General features: G+C 64.6%; 14 protein-coding genes and 1 pseudogene. 12 read left to right on the forward strand and 3 right to left on the reverse strand.

The features are described 5' to 3' along the window. Nucleotides 1-37 precede the first annotated feature (37 nt). The 11 genes and pseudogenes from F3J17_RS03185 (at nt 38) to F3J17_RS03235 (ending at nt 13,495) form a co-directional block, all read left to right on the forward strand. Complete coding sequence (locus tag F3J17_RS03185) at nt 38-580, forward strand: DUF5943 domain-containing protein (protein ID WP_167053678.1); 543 nt, start codon at nt 38-40, stop codon at nt 578-580. A 103-nt stretch (nt 581-683) separates the two neighbouring features. Continuing rightward, the gene (locus F3J17_RS03190; RefSeq protein ID WP_167053680.1) at nt 684-2,747 is read left to right on the forward strand and encodes an NADH:flavin oxidoreductase; all 2,064 of its coding nucleotides are present in this window, start codon (nt 684-686) and stop codon (nt 2,745-2,747) included. A 3-nt stretch (nt 2,748-2,750) separates the two neighbouring features. Beyond that, nucleotides 2,751-4,685 (forward strand): (Fe-S)-binding protein, encoded by a 1,935-nt coding sequence (locus F3J17_RS03195; protein ID WP_167053682.1) that lies wholly within the window; start codon nt 2,751-2,753, stop codon nt 4,683-4,685. A 4-nt stretch (nt 4,686-4,689) separates the two neighbouring features. Next, entirely contained in the window at nt 4,690-5,859 is a 1,170-nt protein-coding gene (locus F3J17_RS03200) for an electron transfer flavoprotein subunit alpha/FixB family protein (RefSeq protein ID WP_167053684.1), read from the forward strand. After that, a complete protein-coding gene (locus F3J17_RS03205) occupies nt 5,856-6,650 on the forward strand; it encodes an electron transfer flavoprotein subunit beta/FixA family protein (RefSeq protein ID WP_167053686.1) in 795 nt (264 codons plus the stop codon). The genes F3J17_RS03200 and F3J17_RS03205 overlap by 4 nt, the downstream gene beginning before the upstream one ends. Nucleotides 6,651-6,743: 93 nt before the next feature. Then, complete coding sequence (locus F3J17_RS03210) at nt 6,744-8,033, forward strand: aromatic ring-hydroxylating dioxygenase subunit alpha (RefSeq protein ID WP_167053688.1); 1,290 nt, start codon at nt 6,744-6,746, stop codon at nt 8,031-8,033. A gap of 1 nt (nt 8,034) precedes the next feature. Further along, nucleotides 8,035-9,174: a hybrid-cluster NAD(P)-dependent oxidoreductase gene (locus F3J17_RS03215; RefSeq protein ID WP_167053690.1), complete on the forward strand. Its 1,140-nt coding sequence runs from the start codon at nt 8,035-8,037 to the stop codon at nt 9,172-9,174. A 123-nt stretch (nt 9,175-9,297) separates the two neighbouring features. Then, entirely contained in the window at nt 9,298-10,155 is an 858-nt protein-coding gene (locus tag F3J17_RS03220; RefSeq protein ID WP_345891120.1) for a glycine betaine ABC transporter substrate-binding protein, read from the forward strand. A gap of 92 nt (nt 10,156-10,247) precedes the next feature. Continuing rightward, nucleotides 10,248-11,469 (forward strand): annotated as a pseudogene (locus tag F3J17_RS03225) (glycine betaine/L-proline ABC transporter ATP-binding protein); the annotation flags it as partial. After that, nucleotides 11,462-12,358: a choline ABC transporter permease subunit gene (choW, locus tag F3J17_RS03230; protein WP_167053694.1), complete on the forward strand. Its 897-nt coding sequence runs from the start codon at nt 11,462-11,464 to the stop codon at nt 12,356-12,358. The pseudogene F3J17_RS03225 and the gene choW, both read left to right, overlap by 8 nt. Before the next feature lie 231 nt (nt 12,359-12,589). After that, complete coding sequence (locus tag F3J17_RS03235; RefSeq protein ID WP_167054479.1) at nt 12,590-13,495, forward strand: GlxA family transcriptional regulator; 906 nt, start codon at nt 12,590-12,592, stop codon at nt 13,493-13,495. Nucleotides 13,496-13,507: 12 nt separating this feature from the next. On the opposite strand, the gene F3J17_RS03240 is transcribed toward F3J17_RS03235, so the two are convergent. Beyond that, complete coding sequence (locus F3J17_RS03240; protein ID WP_167053696.1) at nt 13,508-14,617, reverse strand: GlxA family transcriptional regulator; 1,110 nt, start codon at nt 14,615-14,617, stop codon at nt 13,508-13,510. 217 nt (nt 14,618-14,834) lie between these two features. Between F3J17_RS03240 and F3J17_RS03245 the strand changes: the two genes are divergently transcribed. Further along, nucleotides 14,835-15,110: a hypothetical protein gene (locus F3J17_RS03245; protein WP_240160738.1), complete on the forward strand. Its 276-nt coding sequence runs from the start codon at nt 14,835-14,837 to the stop codon at nt 15,108-15,110. Between the two features lie 18 nt (nt 15,111-15,128). Here the strand turns inward: F3J17_RS03245 and purU are convergent, their stop codons facing one another. Beyond that, nucleotides 15,129-16,046, reverse strand: coding sequence for a formyltetrahydrofolate deformylase (purU, locus tag F3J17_RS03250; protein ID WP_167053698.1), 918 nt, complete (start codon nt 16,044-16,046; stop codon nt 15,129-15,131). Nucleotides 16,047-16,194: 148 nt separating this feature from the next. Then, nucleotides 16,195-20,073 carry an ATP-binding protein gene (locus F3J17_RS03255; protein WP_240160739.1) on the reverse strand — a complete coding sequence of 1,293 codons (3,879 nt, stop codon included), beginning with the start codon at nt 20,071-20,073 and terminating at the stop codon, nt 16,195-16,197. Nucleotides 20,074-20,075 lie beyond the last annotated feature (2 nt).

Here is a 20,075-nt window from a genome sequence, read left to right on the forward strand (position 1 = left end):
TTTTCGCCCTTAAAAACCCCACGATCAGGAAAAAACGATGCAACCGCAACTGCCCATCGACGTGAACCCGGAAACCGGCGTCTGGACCACCGACGCGCTGCCGATGCTTTACGTGCCGCGCCACTTCTTCACCAACAACCACACTGCCGTGGAAGAAGCGCTGGGCCGCGACGCCTACGCGGAGATTCTCTACAAGGCCGGCTATAAATCCGCGTACCACTGGTGCGCGAAAGAAGCCGAAAAACACGGCATCGAAGGCATGGCTGTATTCGAGCACTATCTGAAGCGTCTGTCGCAACGCGGCTGGGGTCTCTTCACGATCGTCGAAGCCGATCCGGCCAGCGCCCGCGCGCGTATCGAACTGCACAACTCGTCTTTCGTGCTCGCCCAACCGGACAAGCACGGCACGGACGAAAAACTCTGCTACATGTTCGCGGGCTGGTTCGCGGGCGCGATGGACTGGGTCAACGACACTACGCCCGACGGCAAGAAAGCGCCGCGCGCCCAATCGCGCGAAGTGCGCTGCGCCGCCGAAGGCCACGCACATTGCGTGTTCGAGGTATCGCCGCTCACGCACTGAGGCGCCACGTAGAACCTGAGAATGACGCGGCATCGATATCAATCAGGATGCCGAACAAAACAGTCAGACCGCAATACACCCTGAACGCCTGAGGTCGTCCGCGATGCGTTATCCCAATCTCTTCAAGCCTCTCACGCTCAACCAGCTTACGCTGCGCAACCGCATCGTCAGCACCGCCCATGCCGAGGTCTACGCGGAACCGGGCGGCCTGCCGGGCGACCGCTATATCCGCTATTACGAGGAAAAGGCCAAGGGCGGCGTGGGTCTGGCCGTCTGCGGTGGTTCCAGCCCCGTGTCGGTGGACAGCCCGCAAGGCTGGTGGAAATCGGTGAATCTTTCGACCGATCGCATCATCGATCCGCTCGCGCGCCTGGCGGAAGCCATGCATCGCCATGGCGCGAAGATCATGATTCAGGCCACCCACATGGGCCGCCGTTCGGCGTTTCATGGCGAACACTGGCCGCATCTGATGTCGCCTTCGGGTATCCGCGAACCGGTGCATCGCGGCAACGCCAAGATCATCGAAGTCGAAGAAATCCGCCGCATTATCGGCGACTTCGCCACCGCCGCGAAGCGCGTGCAGGACGCGGGGATGGACGGGATCGAGATTTCTGCGGCGCACCAGCATTTGATCGACCAGTTCTGGAGTCCGCGCACCAACTTCCGCACCGACGAATGGGGCGGCTCGCTGGAAAACCGTCTGCGCTTTGGCGTCGAAGTTTTGCAGGCCGTGCGCGAAGCGGTCGGCAAGGACTTCTGCGTGGGCCTGCGCATGTGCGGCGACGAGTTCCATGAAGATGGTCTCGACCACGAGCAATTGAAGGAAATCGCCCAGGCGATGGCGGAAACCGGCCTGATCGATTACCTGGGCGTGATCGGTTCGGGTGCGGATACGCACAACACGCTCGCCAACTGCATGCCGCCGATGGCGCTGCCGCCCGAGCCGTTCGTGCATCTGGCTGCAGGCATCAAGTCGGTGGTCAAGCTGCCGGTCATGCACGCGCAAAGCATTCGCGACGCAGGCCAGGCCGAACGCCTGCTGGCCAGCGGCATGGTCGATCTGGTCGGCATGACACGCGCGCAGATTGCCGATCCGCATATGGTCATCAAGATCCGCGATGGCCGCGAAGACGAAATCAAGCAGTGTGTAGGCGCGAATTACTGCATCGACCGCCAGTACAACGGCCTTGACGTGCTTTGCGTGCAGAATGCCGCGACGTCGCGTGAAGCCACCATGCCGCACGTGATTGCGCGCACGAAGGGGCCGAAGCGCAAGGTCGTGGTGGTGGGCGCGGGTCCGGCCGGGCTGGAAGCGGCGCGCGTGGCGCGTCTGCGTGGTCATGACGTGGTGCTGTTCGAAAAGGGCGACGCCGTGGGCGGCCAGATCCTGCTGGCCGCGAAAGCACCGCAGCGCGAGCAGATGGCCGGCATCGTGCGCTGGTTCGATATGGAAACGAAGCGTCTGGGCGTGGATCGCCGCATGGGCGTAGAGGCCGACGAGGCCACCATCTTCGCGGAGCATCCCGATATCGTTGTGCTAGCAACGGGCGGTTCGAGCTTCACGCAGCAGGTGCCGGCGTGGGGCGTCGAACAAGGGCTGGCCGTGAGTTCGTGGGACATCCTCTCGGGCCGCGTGGAGCCGAAGCAGAACGTGCTGATCTATGACGGCGTGAGCACGCATGCAGGCGCGGGCGTGGCCGATTTCATCTCCAGCCGCGGCTCGAACGTGGAAATCGTCACGCCCGACGTGAAAGTGGCCGACGACGTGGGCGGCACCACTTTCCCGATCTTCTATCGCCGCCTCTATGCGCAGGGCGTGATTCATACGCCGAACTACTGGCTCGACCGCGTCTACGAGGAAAACGGCAAGAAGATCGCCGTGCTGCGCAACGAGTACACCGAGGAGCAGGAAGAGCGGGCCGTCGATCAGGTGGTGATTGAAAACGGCAGCACGCCCAACGACTTACTCTACTGGAAGCTCAAGCCTGAGTCGCTCAATCGCGGCCAGGTAGATGTGCACAAGCTCTTTGCGGCGGAACCGCAGCCGTGTCTTTCCGAAGAGCTGGGCAACGGCCGCTTCCTGCTGTTCCGCGTGGGCGACTGCATCTCGCTGCACAACATCCACGGCGCAATCTACGACGCGCTGCGTCTCGTCAAGGACTTCTGAGCCATGAAGCCTGCCTACCTCATCACCGCGCTGCTGTGGCTTTCGATGGCGGGGCTCGCGTTCGCGGTCGCGAAGCGGGCCGCCTATTGGCGGCTCGGGCGCGCAGCCGTGCCGGGAGCTTACGGCAAATTCGGCGTTGGCAATCTGTTCAGTATCCCGAAGCGATATTTCGTCGATTTGCATCATGTAGTGGCGCGCGACCCGTATATCGCGAAGACTCACGTTGCCACGGCGGGCGGCGCGATTGGCGCGCTGGTGCTGGTGTTCATCAACTACGGGCTGGCAATCTACTCGCCGTGGCTCGACAAGCTGATCCTGCTGGCTGCGCTGGCGATGCTGGTGGGCGCGGTGTTCGTGTGGCGTCGCCGTCATGCGAAGCAGGTGCCTGCGCGTCTTTCGCGCGGGCCGTGGAATACGCTGCCGTGGATGCTGGGGGCGTTTGCGCTGGGTATCGCGCTGTACACGGCGGTGCCTGCGGGCGCGATGTCGGGCGCGTTTGCGCTGATCTGCGCGCTGCTGATCGTGATCGGCGCTTATACGATGACGTTCGGCGCGGCGCAGGGCGGCCCGATGAAGCACGCGGTGGCGGGGCTGCTGCATCTGGCGTTTCACCCGCGCCAGGAGCGCTTTGCGGCCGATCGCACGGCGTGGACCGGCGAAGGCGAGGCCACGCCGCCCACCGCGCTCAAGCTGCCCGATATCGAGCAGAAGGAATATGGCGTTGCCAAACCGGTCGAATTCCGCTGGAACCAGCTGCTGAGTTTCGACGCCTGCGTGCAGTGCGGTAAATGCGAGGCGGCTTGCCCCGCTTTCGCAGCAGGCCAGCCGCTCAATCCCAAGAAGCTGATTCAGGATCTCGTGACCGGCATGGCGGGTGGCACGGACGCGGCCTACGCCGGCAGCCCCACGCCGGGGATCGAAATTGGCAAGCATGGCGGTCAGCCCAATGGCCCGATTGTCTCGGGCCTGATCGAGACGCAGACGCTCTGGTCCTGCACCACCTGCCGCGCCTGCGTGCAGGAGTGCCCGATGCTGATCGAGCATGTGGATGCCATCGTCGATATGCGGCGCAACCAGACGCTCGTGCATGGCACGGTGCCGGGCAAAGGCCCGGAAGTGCTGGCCAATCTGCGCGAAACCGGCACGATGGGCGGCTACGACAAGGCCGCGCGCTACGACTGGTCTGTCGATCTGGATGCGCCGGTGGCGCAGCCCGGCAAGCGCGTCGATATCCTGCTGGTGGCCGGTGAAGGCGCTTTCGACATGCGCTATCAGCGCACGCTGCGCGCGCTGGTGAAGGTGCTCAACAAAGCGGGCGTCGATTATGCGGTGCTGGGCGCGAGCGAATCCGATACTGGCGACGTGGCGCGCCGTCTGGGCGATGAAGCCACTTTCCGCCAGATGGCGCGGCAGATGATGGTCACGCTCGGCACGCTGCAATTTGGCCGTATCGTCACCGCCGATCCGCACGTCATGCACAGCTTGCGCAACGAATATCGCGCACTGGGCGCGCGCTACGAGGTGCTGCATCACACCACACTGCTCGCCGAACTGGCTGATAAGCGCCGCATTGAACCGAAGGCGCTCGAAGCGCTGCGCGACAAGCGCACCACTTATCACGATCCCTGCTATCTGGGCCGCTACAACGGCGAAACCGAGGCGCCGCGAAAACTGCTCAAGACCATCGGCATTCGCGTAGTGGAGATGGAGCGCAGCGGCATGCGCGGCCGCTGCTGCGGCGGCGGAGGCGGCGCGCCGCTGACCGATATCCCCGGCAAGCAGCGCATTCCCGATATCCGCATCGCCGATGCGCGCGCCGTGGGCGCCGACGTCGTAGCGGTCGGGTGTCCTAACTGTACGGCGATGCTCGAAGGCGTCGTGGGCCCGCGCCCCGAAGTCCTCGACGTGGCCGAACTCGTCGCCGCCGCGCTGGAGTGAGCCGATGAACGTCATCAAACGAATCGACCCGCGCCGGCCTTTCGTCATCACCGCTGACGGGCTGAGGCGCATCACGCTGGGCGAACAAGGCAGCGCCGATCTCGCTGCCGTGCAACGCGCGGCGCACGGTCACGGCACGACGGCGGCGAAGCCGCGCCGCGAAGTGCGCGAGCGCAGGCATGTGCTGCTGGCGGTCGCGCATAGCGAACGCGGCGCGCTCGACGATCACGCCTGCCAGACGATTGCCGCCGCCGCCTTGCTTGCGGATGCGCACACCGAAGTGGCGCTGCTGGTGTTCGGCGAATTGAAAGAAGATGTCGCCGCGCGCGGTGTGGACAAGCTGATCGAATTGCCGGGTTTCGAGCGTCGCGCGTTTGCGCCAGAAAGCGAACTGCGGGCCTTGCAAGCGTGCGCCGCGGCGCTCGCGCCGAAGCATATTTTTCTGTCCGATAACGCCTATGGCGACGGCGATCTGGGCCGTCGCTTTGCGGCTGCCGCCGGCGCGAGCGTGGCCACGCAAGTGGTCGAAATCGACGCGAACCATGTGGGCGTTTATGAGCAGGCGAAGCGGGCTTTTGCTACGCGCACGCTCCCCGATGTGATTCTGCTCGCTCCCAATGCGGTCGATACGAAGCTGCCGTTTGTGGGCGCGGGCGAAAAGCTCGCGGGCGATTTCATTCGCCCGGCCAGTGCGCTGGCGCAGCCGTATCGCGATCTGGGTCTGGAGGACATCGACGCGGCGCAGGTCGCGCTGGAAGAGGCCGATTTCATCGTCGCGGCAGGTAATGGCGTGAGCGATGTGGCGTCGTTCGAGCGGTTGGCGGGCGTGTTTGGCGCGGCTATCGGTGCGAGTCGCGTGGCCGTCGACAACGGCCATTTCACGCGCGACAAGCAGGTGGGTGCGACCGGCAAGACCGTGGAGGCGAGCGTGTATATCGCGTTCGGCATCTCGGGCGCGGTGCAGCATTTGCAGGGTATCAAGGACTGCCGCCACGTGATCGCGGTGAATACGGATGCCAGCGCACCCATTGCGAAGCGCGCGAATCTGACCGTGGTGGGCGACGCGCAGGCGACCATTGCCGCGCTGATCGCGCAGGTTCAGGCCGCGCGCGCGGCACGTCAACGCGGCGCGCCGGAAATCGAAGAGCGCAAGCCTGCAGGAGTCGCCGCATGAACACCAACGCAAAAGTCAAACTGCAACGTATCGCCGTGCTGGTTTCGACGGGACGGCATCCCGTGAGCGGTGCGCCGCGCTACAGCCGCAACGACGCGGCAGCGCTGGAACTGGGCCGCAAGCTCGCGCAGCAACACGGCGCGCAACTCGACGTGATCCACGCAGGCGATCCCACCGATCTGGCGCTGCCCGAATACCTCGCGCTAGGCGCGCAACAGGTGGAAGTGCTCAATTGCACGCCGGAAGACGACGCCGCTCAGGCGCTCGCCACGCGTGTACGCGAACACGATCTCGTGCTCACCGGCACGCGCGCCGAGGGCGCGCACGACAGCGGCATGCTGCCATATCGCGTGGCGGCGCTGCTGGGCTATGCGCTGGTGGGCGCGGCGGTCGATCTCGACATGGAGGGCGGACAGGCGCGCGTGCGCCAGTTCCTGCCGAAAGGTTTGCGCCGCCGCGTGGAAGCGGCGTTGCCCGCCGTGGTGGCGGTGCATCCGCTTGCCGAGGCGAAGCCCGCTTATGCCTATGCGCGGCTGCGCGCCGGAACGGTCTGGCCGTCGGCTGCCATTGCGCGTGTGCCCAATACCGAAGCCGCCGCCTGGCAATCCGGCCCCGTCGAACGCAAGCCGGTCAAGCTCGTCGCCGCCGAGCGCCGCTCGGGCCACGCCCGGATGCTGGGCGCGACCACGACCGAAAGCCGGGGCGGCAACGTCGTAAATGCGGGGACTTCGGTCGAAAAAGCACAAGTGATTCTGGCGTATTTACGCGAGCATCAACTCATCGACGACTGATTTCGCGGTGGGGCGAAAGGCCACGGCGAATAAGGTCGGTCACGACGCATGCACTAAACAGACGCATCAAGGACGCAGAATCCGGAGCACACGATGAACGTATCGGCAGACGAATATGCACGCATGCGCGCGCTGGTGGAGCGGCGCAAAGCAGGTTACAGCCTCGAAGCGCCTTTCTATCTGAGCGAGGAGATTTTCGCGCTCGATATGCAGGCGATTTTCAGGGAGCACTGGATTCAGGTCGCCGTGGAGCCGGAACTTCCGGAGCCCGGCGACTATGTGACGGTCGAACTCGGCAGCGATTCGATCCTGATCGTGCGCGACGACGACATGCAGGTGCGCGCGTTTCATAACGTGTGTCGCCATCGCGGCGCGCGCCTGTGTAATGAGGAAAAGGGCACGGTTGGCAATATCGTCTGCCCGTACCACAGCTGGACGTATAACCTGAACGGCGATCTGATGTTCGCCGAGCACATGGGCGAGCAGTTCGACCGTTGCAAGCACAGCCTGAAGAGCGTCCATGTACAAAACCTGGCAGGCCTGATCTTCGTGTGCCTGGCTGATGAGCCGCCCGCCGATTTCGACCTCATGCGCGCGGCGATGGAGCCGTATCTGCTGCCGCACGATCTGGCCAACTGCAAGGTGGCGGCGCAGGTCGACATCATCGAAAAGGGCAACTGGAAGCTGGTGATGGAGAACAATCGCGAGTGCTATCACTGTGTCGCGAACCATCCCGAGCTGACGATTTCGCTTTATGAGTATGGCTTCGGCTATCAGCGTTCGGACGCCAACGCGGAGGGCATGGATGCCTTCGAGCGCACCTGCGTGGAGCGTGCGCGCCAGTGGGAGCAACTGGATCTGCCATCGGTCGAAATCGAAAAGCTGCTGGATGTGACGGGCTTTCGCACGCAGCGTCTGCCGCTCGATCGCAGCGGCGAATCGCAGACGCTCGACGCCAAGGTGGCCTGCAAGAAACTGCTCGGCGAATTCCGCAGTGCCGATCTGGGTGGCCTCTCGTTCTGGACGCAGCCGAATTCCTGGCATCACTTCATGAGCGATCACATCGTGACGTTCTCGGTGATTCCGCTTTCGGCGGGCGAGACGCTGGTGCGCACGCGCTGGCTGGTGCACAAGGACGCGCGCGAAGGCATCGATTACGACGTGGCGAATCTCACGGCGGTCTGGAACGCCACCAACAATCAGGACCGCACGCTGGTGGAGTATTCGCAGCGTGGCGCGGCGAGCAGCGCCTACGAGCCGGGTCCATATTCGCCCTATACCGAAGGGCTGGTGGAAAAATTCTCGGCCTGGTATGTGGGTCGTATCGCCGCTGCGCTTGGGCGCAAGCGGACCATTCCCATGCGCGTGGAAAGCGGAGTCTGACATGATGCGAGATGCGGCCCAATTCGATCCGGCCCACAGCCGCGTAACGCGCCCAGCGTTCTGGGGCGCGCTGCCGGAGAAGTGGACGAGCGACGCCGAGGAAACGCTGGAATGCTGTCATGTGCGTCAGGAAACGCATGACGTAAAGAGCTTTTTCCTGCGCTCGCCGCAAGGCCGCACGTTCTCGTTCGAGCCGGGCCAGTTCGTCACGCTCGAACTGGAGATCGACGGCGAAACGATCAACCGTTGCTACACGATATCGTCTTCGCCTGCGCGGCCCCACACGCTGTCCATCACGGTCAAACGCGTGCCGGGCGGCAAGGTGTCGAACTGGCTGCACGACAACCTCATGCCGGGCGCGATGATACGCGTGCTGGGGCCTGCGGGCGAATTCACCTGCGCGCGTCACGCCGCGCCAAAGTATCTGTTTCTTTCGGCGGGATCGGGCATTACGCCGCTGATGTCGATGAGCCGCGCGTATCACGACCTGGCTGAAGATCGCGACATCGTATTCGTGCACAGCGCGCGCACGCCCGATGACGTCATCTTCGCGCGCGAACTCGAATTGATTGCCGCGAGCCATTCGAGTTTTCGTACCTCGTTTGTGTGCGAGCGTGTGGGTGCGCGTACGCATTGGTCGGGCGTCACGGGTTTTCTCACACTGCCGCTGCTGAAACTGATTGCGCCGGATTTTATGGAGCGCGAGATTTTCACCTGCGGCCCCGCACCGTATATGAAGGCCGTGCGCGATCTGCTCGATGAAGCGGGTTTCGCACGCGAGCGTTATCACGAAGAGAGTTTCTCGTTCGAGACGCTGGCGGCCGACGACGCGCCATTAACCGCCGCTCCAGACTCAGCGCCAGTTTCGACGGAAGCCACCACCTTCAAGGTGACGTTTGCAAAGAGCCACCGCGAGATCGTTTGCGGCGAGCATCAGCACGTGCTGGCGGCGGCGCGCGAGGCGGGCGTGCGTCTGCCTTCGTCGTGCGCCCAGGGTATGTGCGGCACCTGCAAGGTGAAGCTCGTCTCGGGGCAGGTGGAAATGAAGCACAACGGCGGCATTCGCCAGCGCGAAATCGATCAGGGCATGGTGCTGCTGTGCTGCAGCACGCCGCGCTCGGATCTCGTCGTCGATAAATAAATCCGCCAATGCGTACCGCGTCGCGGTTGAACAATATCGCGTCGGAAAACAACGGTATCGGCCATTTGTGACGGGGGAATCTGGAGGTGTAGGGCGCTTGTGCCCGAATCACAGGAGATTGCCGTGAAGCTGCTTGCAAAATGGTTGGGCATGGGTGTGATGTCGGTGGCGCTGGGCGCGAGCGCGCTCGCGGACAGCAAGCCGACGCTGAAAATCGGCTACGTGGAAGGGTGGGACGACAGCGTGGCGACCTCGAACGTGGCGGCGCGTATCATCGAAAAGCGTCTGGGTTATCAGGTCGAACTCGTGCCGGTGGCGGCTGGCATCATGTGGCAGGGCGTGGCGCGCGGCGATCTCGACGCCACGCTGTCCGCCTGGCTGCCGGTTACCCAGGGCGCTTACTGGGACCAGTTCAAGGGCAAGGTGGTCGATCTGGGCACCAATTTCCCCGGCGCGAAGATTGGTCTGGTGGTGCCGCAATACGTGACGGCTAAAAGTATCGACGATCTCAATGCGCAGAAGTCGGCCTTTGCAGGGCGCATCGTCGGCATCGATGCGGGTGCGGGCGTGATGAGCAAGACCGATCAGGCGATCAAGCAATATGGTCTGAACTATACGGTCATGCCTAGTTCGGGCAGCGGCATGACGGCGGAACTGGCGCGCTCGGTCAACGCGAACAAGCCGGTGATCGTCACGGGCTGGACGCCGCATTGGATGTTCGCCAAATACAAATTGCGCTTCCTTGAAGATCCGAAGAATGTGTTCGGCGCGGCTGAACATGTGGATAGCGTCGTGAATCCGGGGCTGGAAAACAAGGCTCCGCCCGTGGTCGCGTTCCTCAAGAAGTTCCAGTGGAAGCCGGGCGAAATCGACAGCGTGATGCTGGCGATCCAGAACGGCACCAAGCCCGACGCCGCCGCCGACAGCTGGATCGCCGCGCATGGCGAACGCGTGCAGGACTGGGTGGCGTCCGCGCAGTAATCGCGCATTAGCCGCGCAATCAATTTAGGCATCCGAAACGTGTCGCCGCGCGCCGCGCCGGCATGCGTGTTCAGACACAGTGCGGGCCGGCGCCTGCATCACGAGGAGATGGACTCGATGAAATCCCCCAAGATCGTGGTCGACGGACTCTGCAAGGTGTTCGGACCCAACCCCAAGTTGGCGCGCGAGATGTTGGCGCGCGGCGCCACCAAGGACGAACTCTTCAAGCAGACCGGCTACGTGCTGGGCGTCAACAACGCGAGCTTCGAAGTCCAGGAAGGCGAGATCTTCGTGCTGATGGGGCTGTCCGGCTCCGGCAAATCCACGCTGATCCGCCTCATCAACCGGCTGGTGGAGCCGACGGCGGGCCGCGTGGTGATCGATGGCCGCGATATCGCGGCGGTGCGTAAATCGGAACTCGTCTCGCTGCGCCGCACCGACATGAGCATGGTGTTCCAGTCCTTCGCGCTGATGCCACAGCGTACCGTGCTGTCCAACGCGGCGTTCGGCCTGGAAGTGGCGGGCATGGGCCGCAAGGCCCGCGAGCAGCGCGCACTGGACGTGCTGGAGCAGGTGGGGCTGGCCGCTTTCGCGCACAAACTGCCCGCCGAGCTTTCGGGCGGCATGCAGCAGCGCGTGGGTCTGGCGCGCGCGCTGGCGGTCAACCCCTCGCTGATGATCATGGACGAGGCGTTTTCCGCGCTCGATCCGCTCAAGCGCAAGGAAATGCAGAACGTGCTGCTGCAACTGCAGAAGGAGCAGCGCCGCACCATCATGTTCGTTTCGCACGATCTGGAAGAGGCGCTGCGTATCGGCAGCCGCATCGCCATCATGGAAGGCGGGCGCATCGTGCAGATCGGCACGCCGCGCGAAATCATCAGCAATCCTGCGGATGAATACGTGCGTGCCTTCTTCGATGGCGTGGATACGAGCCGTTACCTTACCGCAGGCGATCTGATGCAGTCTGAGCGCGTGCCGCTGGTGCGCTCGCTCGACGCCACCAGCGTGGCCGCCTCGCTCAATGGCAGCGCCGATTACGCCTTCGTGCTGGACGCCGAACGCCGCATCAGCGGATTCGTCACGCGCGACGCGATTGGCGTGGCCAAACCGCAGGTCAAGAAAATCGAATGCATTTCGCGCGGCGCGCCGCTCGAACAGGTGGTGTCGCGCGTGTGCGCGAACCCGGTGGCGCTGCCCGTGGTCGATGAAGAAGGCCGTTTCTGTGGGTCGATCGATCAGGCGGCGGTGCTCAAGGTCATGATGCGCAGCGGAAGTCATAACGGCAGTATCAACGGGAGTCAGCGCCATGTCTGAGATCATTCCGCTTGGCCACTGGGTGGATCAGTCGGTTCACTATCTGCTCGATCACGATGCCAATACCTTCGACACCATCGGCCGCGCGATCGAGAGCTTCGCGAAGCTGATCGAGCAAGGCTTGCAAGGCATTCCCATGCCGCTGTTGATGGCGATTTTCGTGGTGGGTGGTTTGTGGCGCGTGGGCTGGCGCTTCGCGGTGTTCGCGCTGGCGTCGCTGTTGCTGATCTACGCCACCGGCTTCTGGGATCAGACCGTCGTGACGCTCGCGCTCACGCTTTCATCCACGCTTATCAGCCTGGTGCTGGGCGTGCCGCTGGGCATCTGGACCGCCAAAAGCAAGCTGGTGCAGACCATCGTGCGGCCCATTCTCGACCTGATGCAGACGATGCCCGCCTTCGTCTATCTGATTCCGGCCGCCATGCTGTTCGGTCTGGGCCGCGTGCCGGGCATTCTCTCGACCGTGATCTTCGCGATGCCGCCCGCCGTGCGTCTCACGAGTCTGGGCATTCGTCACGTCAATCGCGAGATCGTCGAAGCAGGGCAGGCTTTTGGCTGCACGCCGTGGCAACTGCTCTACAAGGTGCAGTTTCCCAACGCGCTGCCTTCGATCATGCAAGGGGTGAACCAGACCATCATGATGGCGCTGTCGATGGTCATTATCGCGTCGATGGTGGGCGCGGGCGGTCTGGGCAACGATGTGCTGGCGAGTATCCAGCGGCTGGATATCGGCCTGGGCTTCGAAAGCGGTCTTTCCGTGGTGCTGCTGGCGATCATTCTCGACCGCATCACCGAAAGCTTCGGGCGTGCGCCTGGCGCCGCGAAAGCCCCGCTGTTTGCCGGCCTCAAGCAGGTGTTCCGCGTGCGCGCCGTGCCCGCCGAAGCCTGATCGTCAGTTGTTGTTCGTCCACGCGTAAAGCGGCGAGCCAAGGGTGGCTCGCCTGAATCGTCTCCACAGAAGGGGCGTCATGTGATTGCGGACATCAGTACGGATATCGACGCGGACATCGCCGAAGCCGCCCCACAGGCGGGCCCGGCATCGTCTCAGGCAACTTCGCAGGCAAGCTCGCAGGCGTCGACGTTCAAACATTTCGGCTTCCTGACTTTGCCGCACTTTTCGATGATCGCGTTTTCCAGCGCGGTCGAAGTGCTGCGCATGGCCAATTACGTCGGCAACGGCGAGCATTATTGCTGGTCAATTTATTCGCTGGATGGGCAACCCGCGCGCGCGAGTAACGGCATTACCGTGCGACCGACTCAGGCGCTCGATCCCGACAATCTTCCCGATGTGATGATCGTGTGCGGTGGCATCCGCATTCGTGACGTGGTCGACGATGGCGTGCGCGCGGCGCTCGAACGGATCGCGCAGAGCGGCAAACCGCTGGGCGGCATCTGCACGGGCGCCTATGCGCTGATGTCGAGCGGTCTGCTCGACGGCTATCGCTGTGCGGTGCACTGGGAGAGTCTTTCGGCGCTGCACGAAGAGTTTCCGCGCGTGCGTTTCGCCGACGAACTGTTCGTGGTCGATCGCGATCGATTGACCTGCACGGGCGGCACCGCGCCGCTCGATCTGATGCTCGATATCGTCAGCGCGCGCTTTGGTCAGGCGCTGGCGGCGAAGGTCTCAGAACAATTCATCCTCGAACGGATTCGCAGCGCGAGCGATCTGCAGCCGATCCCCGTCGATGCGCGCGTAGGTTTTTCCCGCGCCGAACTGGTGGAAGTCGTGCGCCTGATGGAAGCGAACCTGCGTGAACCGCTCTCGCTAGAAGAACTCGCGCGCCTCGTGCGGCTATCGCAGCGCCATCTGCAGCGCATGTTCAAGGCTTATCTGAACATCTCGCCCGCACATTATTACCTCACGCTGCGATTGAAACGCGCGCGCGAACTGCTGCGCACGACCGATATGTCGGTGGCGCATATCACGTCGAATTGTGGTTTCAATTCGCCTTGCCATTTCAGCAAGGCGTATCGCGTGCAGTTCGGGCACGCGCCGAGCTTCGAGCGGCGCGCGGGACGCGGCTGAACAATCGATTGATTAGTCCGGATCGACTTCGAGCGGCGTTTCCCCGGCGGGAACGCCGTTGCGCATGAAGTCGTCGAAACTTTCGATGCGCGTGTCCTCCTGGCCGCTGCGCTGCTCGCGGAACATCATCGGCGGCACGCCAAACTGTTTGCGGAATTCGCGGCCAAGGTGCGAGGCATCGGAAAAGCCGCAGCTCGACGCGATATCGGCCACCGTGCGGTCGGAACTCGTTAGCAGCCACGCGGCCGTGCGCAGACGCAGGCCATTGGCGAAGGTGCGCGGGCTCTTGCCGGTTTCGGCCTTGAATAGCCGCTCCAGTTGACGCGGTGAAAGATTGAGCTTGCCCGCCAGTTCTTCCAGCGGAACGTTGCGCCCCACGTGTTGTTCCATCAGCAGGATCGCGCGCTTGACCTTGGGATGCGTGGCGGGATCGAGCCCGGGCGGATGCGGTTGCGGCGCGTTGCCTTTCTGCAGTTCGCCGACCAGCAGGATGCGCAGCGCCTTTTGTACCGTCGCGTGATCGAAGTGGCGCAGCAGGATCGCGGCGGCGACGTCGATCGAAGCGCGCCCGCCCGAACAGGTAATGCGGCGGCGGTCGATCACGAACAGGCGGTCGGCTACCAGCGCGTCGGCATTGACGGCGGGAAAGCGCTCGATGAAATCCCAGTAGTGAAACCAGCTCACGCACACGCGATGGCCGTCCAGCACGCCCGCGCGCATCAGCGTGAAGGCGCCCGTGCAGATGCCCACCAGCGTCGCGCCGCCCTGGGCCGCCGCGCGGATGAAGCGCAGCGTTTCTTCGCTCGCCTGCGGGCCGGAGTGCAGCAGGCCGCCCACCACCACCACATAGTCGAACTCACTGGCGTCCGGGAACGTCTCCCACGGCGCGATCTGGATGCCGCAACTCGCGCGCACGGGCGTGAGCGTTTCACCGACGATGCGCCACGAGCAGCGCACCGGCTTGCTGTAGTCGCCGTCGTCGGCGGACAGGCGCAGCATATCGACGAAGCCCGAGAAGGCGGTGAGCGTGAAGTTGGGCAGCAGCACAATGCCGAAGCGGATGCGGCCCTCGGTGTGGGGCAATGGTGTTCCTGCGGGCGAGGCGACGGGTTCGGCGTGCATGGCGTGTCGGTGCGGCGTAATGGGGCAACGGGGCGATCGAAATGAACGTTCTGGAACAAAGGGACAAAGCCCGCCAGGCTAGCGTCGCCGATCCGGCGCGCGCGCACTTGTCATTTTGCGCCATCTATCATCGCGAATGCGCGCTGCGGCGGCACGATTCCATTGCCATGCCGCACGCGTTCTATCGGCGGCGGGGCGGGTGGGCGATGCTGGGGGCATGGACACTGTCACGACCGCCAGTATGCGCCCACAGACCGTCGAACTCTCAGAGCGCGCCACCGCAGGCGACGCGCAGGCCGCGCTGGACTTGCTGGAACTCAGCATGGCGCGCGGGCATCGGCGTATCGCGTTGCTGCGCTATCTGCAGGCCGAATATTTAAGCGCGCCCTTGCAGGCGCACCATCACGACTATGTGCAACGCATCGCGCAGCGCCTGAGCGCGGACGCGCTTGCCGGCCTCGCCGCCGAGGCCCGGCGGCGGCGAGGGGTTTGAAACCCGCCCGACCTCGCCTCACAGCACCACCGTTCTCGCTCCGTTGATGAACACGCGATGCTCCAGCACGGCCTTGAGCGCCCGCGCGAGCGTTACGCATTCCAGATCGCGCCCGACTGCGAGCAGCCGCTCCGGTCCATACGAGTGATCGACGCGCTGCACTTCCTGCTCGATGATCGGGCCTTCGTCGAGATCGGCGGTGACGAAATGCGCCGTAGCGCCAATCAGCTTGACGCCACGAGCATGCGCCTGGTGATAAGGCCGCGCGCCCTTGAAGCCGGGCAGGAACGAGTGGTGAATATTGATCGCACGGCCCGAGAGCTTCGCGCTGGTGGCGTCCGACAAAATCTGCATATAGCGGGCAAGCACGACCAGTTCCGCGCCGCTGCTTTCGACGAGATCGAGCAACTGCGCTTCCTGGTGCTCGCGCGTCTGCGCATTCACGGGCAAATGATGAAACGGCAGCCGGTGCTGCTGCGCAATTGATTCGAAGTCCGGATGATTCGAGGCGATACCCGCAATCTCCATCTTCAGCTCACCCACGCGCCACCGGAACAACAGATCGTTCAGGCAATGTTCGAGCTTCGAAACGAGGATCAGCACCTTGGGCCGACGACGCAGATCGTGGATCGCCCAATCCATGCCGTGAGCGCGGCCAGTGGGCGCGAAGTCGTCGCGCAGCGCGGCGAGATTCAAGGAGGCTTGAGCGCCGTCCTGCGTGACTTCGTGAAAGACGCAGCGCAGGAAGAAGCGCGTGCCTTCGGCGTCGTCGAACACGGTCAGTTCGTCGATATAGCAGTGGTGACGGTCGAGGAAGGCCGCCACCGCGGCCACCTGACCGGCCGCGCTCGGGCAGGAGAGGGTGAGTGCATAGCCGTGCGGACGAACGGGCGTAGCAGCAGAAGCGGACGCAGAAACAGACGCAGACGCGGACATGCAAGTCTCCAAGTGTCATCGGGGCCGCGCGGCGCTGGGGGAACCCTGACTGCGCGCGCGGGGATGACTTGCACGGTACGGCACACGCCGTGGCGGCGCATAGAACGATCGCGCTAACTTGCCGGTATGGGTGCGCCACGTCGCAGGGTTAGCCCCGCCGCTTGCCCACCTGCGTAAGCAGCAATTGATGCAGCGCGCGCATATCCACCGGTTTGACCAGATGGAAGTCGATGCCCGCTTCCTTCGAGCGCCGACGGTCTTCATCCTGGCCCCATCCGGTCAGCGCGATCAGCACCACGCCGGCGCTGGCCGGATGCGCGCGGGCGCGCCGTGCGACTTCATAGCCGTCCATGCCCGGCATGCCGATATCGAGCAGCACCACATCGGGCTGCCAGCTATCGAACATGGCAAGCGCTGCCGGGCCGTCGCGTACGATGCGAACCTGGGCGCCGAGCAGTTCCAGCAGCACGCCCAGACTATCCGCGGCGTCGCGGTTGTCGTCGACGATCAGAATATTGCGGCCGATCAGCGTGTGAGCAGGCAGGGCGGGGCGCTCGTCGGTTTCATCGGCGCGGGCGGCGGCCGCCATCGGCAGGCGCAGAACGAATTCGCTGCCCCGTCCCAGGCCTTCGCTGATCGCCTCGACGCTGCCGCCGTGCAGTTCCACCAGGCTGCGCACCAGCGTGAGGCCGATGCCCAGCCCGCCCTGGGCGCGGCTGTAAGTGCGCTCGCCCTGGATGAACAGATCGAACACCTTGGGCAGCATCGCCGCGGAAATGCCCATGCCGTTGTCGCGGATCGACACCACCGCGCGGTTGTCGTCGCCATCGCGTTCGACATGAGCCGTGAGCCAGATCTGGCCGCCCGGATCGGTGTATTTGGCGGCGTTGTTGAGCAGGTTGGCTACCACCTGCGATAACCGCACCGGATCGGCGTCGAGCATGAGCGGCTCGGGCGGCAGGCTCACGGTGAGACGATGCCCGGCGGCGTCGATCAGCGCGCGAGTGGTTTCCACCGCCTGGCGCAGCACGGAGCCCAGTTCGACGGCTTCTTTGCGCAGCCCGATCTTGCCTCCCGTGATTCGCGACACTTCCATGAGGTCGTCCACCAGGCGGACCATGTGGTCGAGCTGGCGCTCCAGCATGTCGTGAGTGCGCTGGGCGGCGGCGCTGCCCGTGCCCGCGAGGCGCAGGATGTGCAGGCCGTTGCGGATCGGTGCGAGCGGGTTGCGCAGTTCGTGGGCGAGCGTGGCGAGGAATTCGTCCTTGCGGCGGTCGGCTTCCTGCAGCGCCTGTTCCGCCGACTTGAGCTGCGTGACGTCCTGCACCACCACGCATGCGCCGATCACGCGCCCCGCGCCGTCGCGCAGCGGCGCGGCGCTTGAGCGCATCCAGTGCGGTTCGGCGTGATCGTCGGTGTAGCGCATTTCCAGGCCGGGCATCACCGTTTCGCCGCGCAACGCGCGCTTGCCGGGCCAGTCTTCGGGCGCAACCGGGTTGCCCTGCGGGTCCCAGGCGCGCCAGCTCGGAATCTGGTCAGGGTGCATCGAGGGGATGCCGCCCGGCAGCCAGCGCTTCATCACGGCGTTGCTCAGGGTCCATTTGCCAGACAGATCCATCACGCCGACGCCTGCCGGCAATTGTTCGATGATGGTCAGCAGACGTTTTTCGCTGGCGCGCAGGGTGGCGTTGGTCTGCTCCCGCTGGCGGGCAAGCCTGACATGTGCGTCGACACGCGCGAGCAGTTCGCGCGCCGAAAACGGCTTGACCAGGTAATCGTCGGCGCCTGCCTGCATGCCTTCGATCTGCGCTTCCTCACCGGCGCGCGCCGACAGCAGGATCACGGGAATCGCCCGCGTGCTGGCGTCGTGGCGCAGCGCCCGCAGCAGCGCAAAGCCGTCGAGGCCCGGCATCATCACGTCGGCGAGCAGCAGCGCGGGCGGCGCGCGGCGCACGCTCGCCAGCGCGCTCTCGCCGTCGTTGACCGTTTCCACGTCGTACAGCGGGGCGAGCAGGCGCGCAACGTAGCGGCTCATATCGGCGTTGTCGTCGACCCAGACGATGCGCGGACGCTGGGCCGTACGCGAGGCTGCCGGAGGTGCCGCGGCGCGCAGCTCGATGGCGTCCGCCGCGCCCGGCAGCAAGGGCGGCGTGGGGAGCGCCCCATCTCTCCCATCGGCGCGCTCTTCAACGGGCAGCCAGCTAATCGCTTCCTCGACATAGTGGCGCGCGGCGGGCGGCGAAGCGGGCAACAGCGGCGCGTCTTCGTCGCAGGCCGTTTCGATGTGCTCGGCCGCGAGATGATCGTGGCCTTTCGGAATTGCCACCGTAAAGGTGCTGCCCTGACCGGGCGTGCTCTCCACGCTCACGGTGCCGGCGTGCAGTTTGACCAGTTCCAGCACCAGCGCGAGACCAATCCCGGTGCCCTCGTGGGTGCGAGCGCGCGCCCCTTCGATCCGATGAAAACGCTCAAAAATATGCGGCAATTGTTCCTCGACGATGCCGGTGCCCGTATCGCGCACCGAAAGCTCGACGGTCTGGCCCGCATCCCGCAGCTTCACCTCGATCTCGCCGTCGAGCGTGAACTTGAAGGCGTTCGAGACGAGATTGAGCACGATCTTCTCGTACATGTCGCGGTCGACGTAGATCGGCTCGGTCAGTGCCGGGCAATCGACGCTCAGGCGCATGTCGGCGCGCTCGATCGCCGAGCGGAATACGCTCGCGAGGTCGGTGGTGAGCCGCGCGAGGTCGGTCGGCGCATAGCTCGCGCGTTCGCGGCCCGCCTCGATGCGCGAAAAATCGAGCAGCGAGTTGACGAGTTTTTGCAGGCGCAGCGTGTTGCGGTGAAGCATCTCGACGCGCTCACGCGGCCAGGGCGCTTCGGGTTGCGCCAGCGCGTCTTCGAGCGGGCCGAGCAGCAACGTGAGCGGCGTGCGGAATTCGTGGCTGACGTTGGAGAAAAAGGCGGTCTTGGCGAGGTCGATTTCCGCGAGCGCTTCGGCGCGGTGGCGCTCCTGCTCGTAGGCGAGCGCGTTGGCGACGGCCGAGCCGGTCTGCCCGGCGACCAGATCGAGGAAGGTGCCGTAGGCGCGTTCGAGCGGGCGGCGCGGGCTCACGCCCAGCACGATCAGCCCGCAGATGCTGGCGTCGCCGCCCCAACGCAGCGGCAGCACGCGCGCGGCGGCGCAGACTTCGGGCCACGCTCCTCCCGGTGTTTCAAGCCCGCGCGCGGCCAGATCGACATCGACGGCGCGGCCCGTGCGTAACACTTCGTCGAGTGGCCACGCGGCGGGATCGTGGGCGGATCGGGCTTTATCGAGCCCGGTGTAGGCGAGCCGTTCGAAACGCGTCTCGCCCGCGTCCGAGCCGGTATGGCAGCGATAAACGATGGCAAACGGCACGTCGTGGCGGTTCTGCGCCAGCACGCCGGTCACATGCTCGCAGGCCGCGACGACGCCCGTCGTTTCGGGCGCGCGCACGCCGAGCATGCGCAGCGTCTCCAGCCGCCGCGCGCTCACCACGCGCTCGGTGGTCTCGGTGCACGGACAGAACACGCCTTCGACGGTTCGCCCGTCCGCCGCCAGAATCGGCCCGTAGGTGAACGTGACGTACACCTCTTCGCGCGGCAGGTCGCGATCGAAGAAGTACTGGCCGTCATCGGACCAGACCGCTTTGCCTTTGCGCGTGACGCCTTCGAGCATCGGACCGATAGTGGGCCAGATCTCGCTCCAGCAATCGCGGCCGGGCTGACCGAGGGCGAGCGGATGCTTGGCGGCGCCGAGGAAGGGAATGTAAGCGTCGTTGTAAAGAATGCTGTAGTCGCTGCCCCACCAGATCACGATGGGAAAGCGCGAACTGAGGCACAGGCTCAAGGCCGCGCGCAGACTCGGCGACCAGTCGGCGGGGCCGCCCAGCGAAGTCCCCGCCCAGTCGAACGAGCGTACCCGCCGGGCCATCTCGCCGTGGACCGGCAGAAAGCCGAACGGGTTGTCCGGCTCTGCGGTGAGCGTTGTCTTGACTTCTTCCATCG

Source organism: Burkholderia sp. Ax-1719 (assembly GCF_011753055.1).
Classification (GTDB): Bacteria; Pseudomonadota; Gammaproteobacteria; order Burkholderiales; family Burkholderiaceae; genus Paraburkholderia.

Excerpts from the sequence above, each read along its gene's own strand:
- F3J17_RS03185 (WP_167053678.1), top strand. The coding sequence starts at position 38 with ATGCAACCGCAACTGCCCATCGACGTGAACCCGGAAACCGGCGTCTGG.
- F3J17_RS03190 (WP_167053680.1), top strand. The coding sequence starts at position 684 with ATGCGTTATCCCAATCTCTTCAAGCCTCTCACGCTCAACCAGCTTACG.
- F3J17_RS03195 (WP_167053682.1), top strand. The coding sequence starts at position 2,751 with ATGAAGCCTGCCTACCTCATCACCGCGCTGCTGTGGCTTTCGATGGCG.
- F3J17_RS03200 (WP_167053684.1), top strand. The coding sequence starts at position 4,690 with ATGAACGTCATCAAACGAATCGACCCGCGCCGGCCTTTCGTCATCACC.
- F3J17_RS03205 (WP_167053686.1), top strand. The coding sequence starts at position 5,856 with ATGAACACCAACGCAAAAGTCAAACTGCAACGTATCGCCGTGCTGGTT.
- F3J17_RS03210 (WP_167053688.1), top strand. The coding sequence starts at position 6,744 with ATGAACGTATCGGCAGACGAATATGCACGCATGCGCGCGCTGGTGGAG.
- F3J17_RS03215 (WP_167053690.1), top strand. The coding sequence starts at position 8,035 with ATGATGCGAGATGCGGCCCAATTCGATCCGGCCCACAGCCGCGTAACG.
- choW (WP_167053694.1), top strand. The coding sequence starts at position 11,462 with ATGTCTGAGATCATTCCGCTTGGCCACTGGGTGGATCAGTCGGTTCAC.
- F3J17_RS03235 (WP_167054479.1), top strand. The coding sequence starts at position 12,590 with ATGATCGCGTTTTCCAGCGCGGTCGAAGTGCTGCGCATGGCCAATTAC.
- F3J17_RS03240 (WP_167053696.1), bottom strand. The coding sequence starts at position 14,617 with ATGCACGCCGAACCCGTCGCCTCGCCCGCAGGAACACCATTGCCCCAC.
- F3J17_RS03245 (WP_240160738.1), top strand. The coding sequence starts at position 14,835 with ATGGACACTGTCACGACCGCCAGTATGCGCCCACAGACCGTCGAACTC.
- purU (WP_167053698.1), bottom strand. The coding sequence starts at position 16,046 with ATGTCCGCGTCTGCGTCTGTTTCTGCGTCCGCTTCTGCTGCTACGCCC.
- F3J17_RS03255 (WP_240160739.1), bottom strand. The coding sequence starts at position 20,073 with ATGGAAGAAGTCAAGACAACGCTCACCGCAGAGCCGGACAACCCGTTC.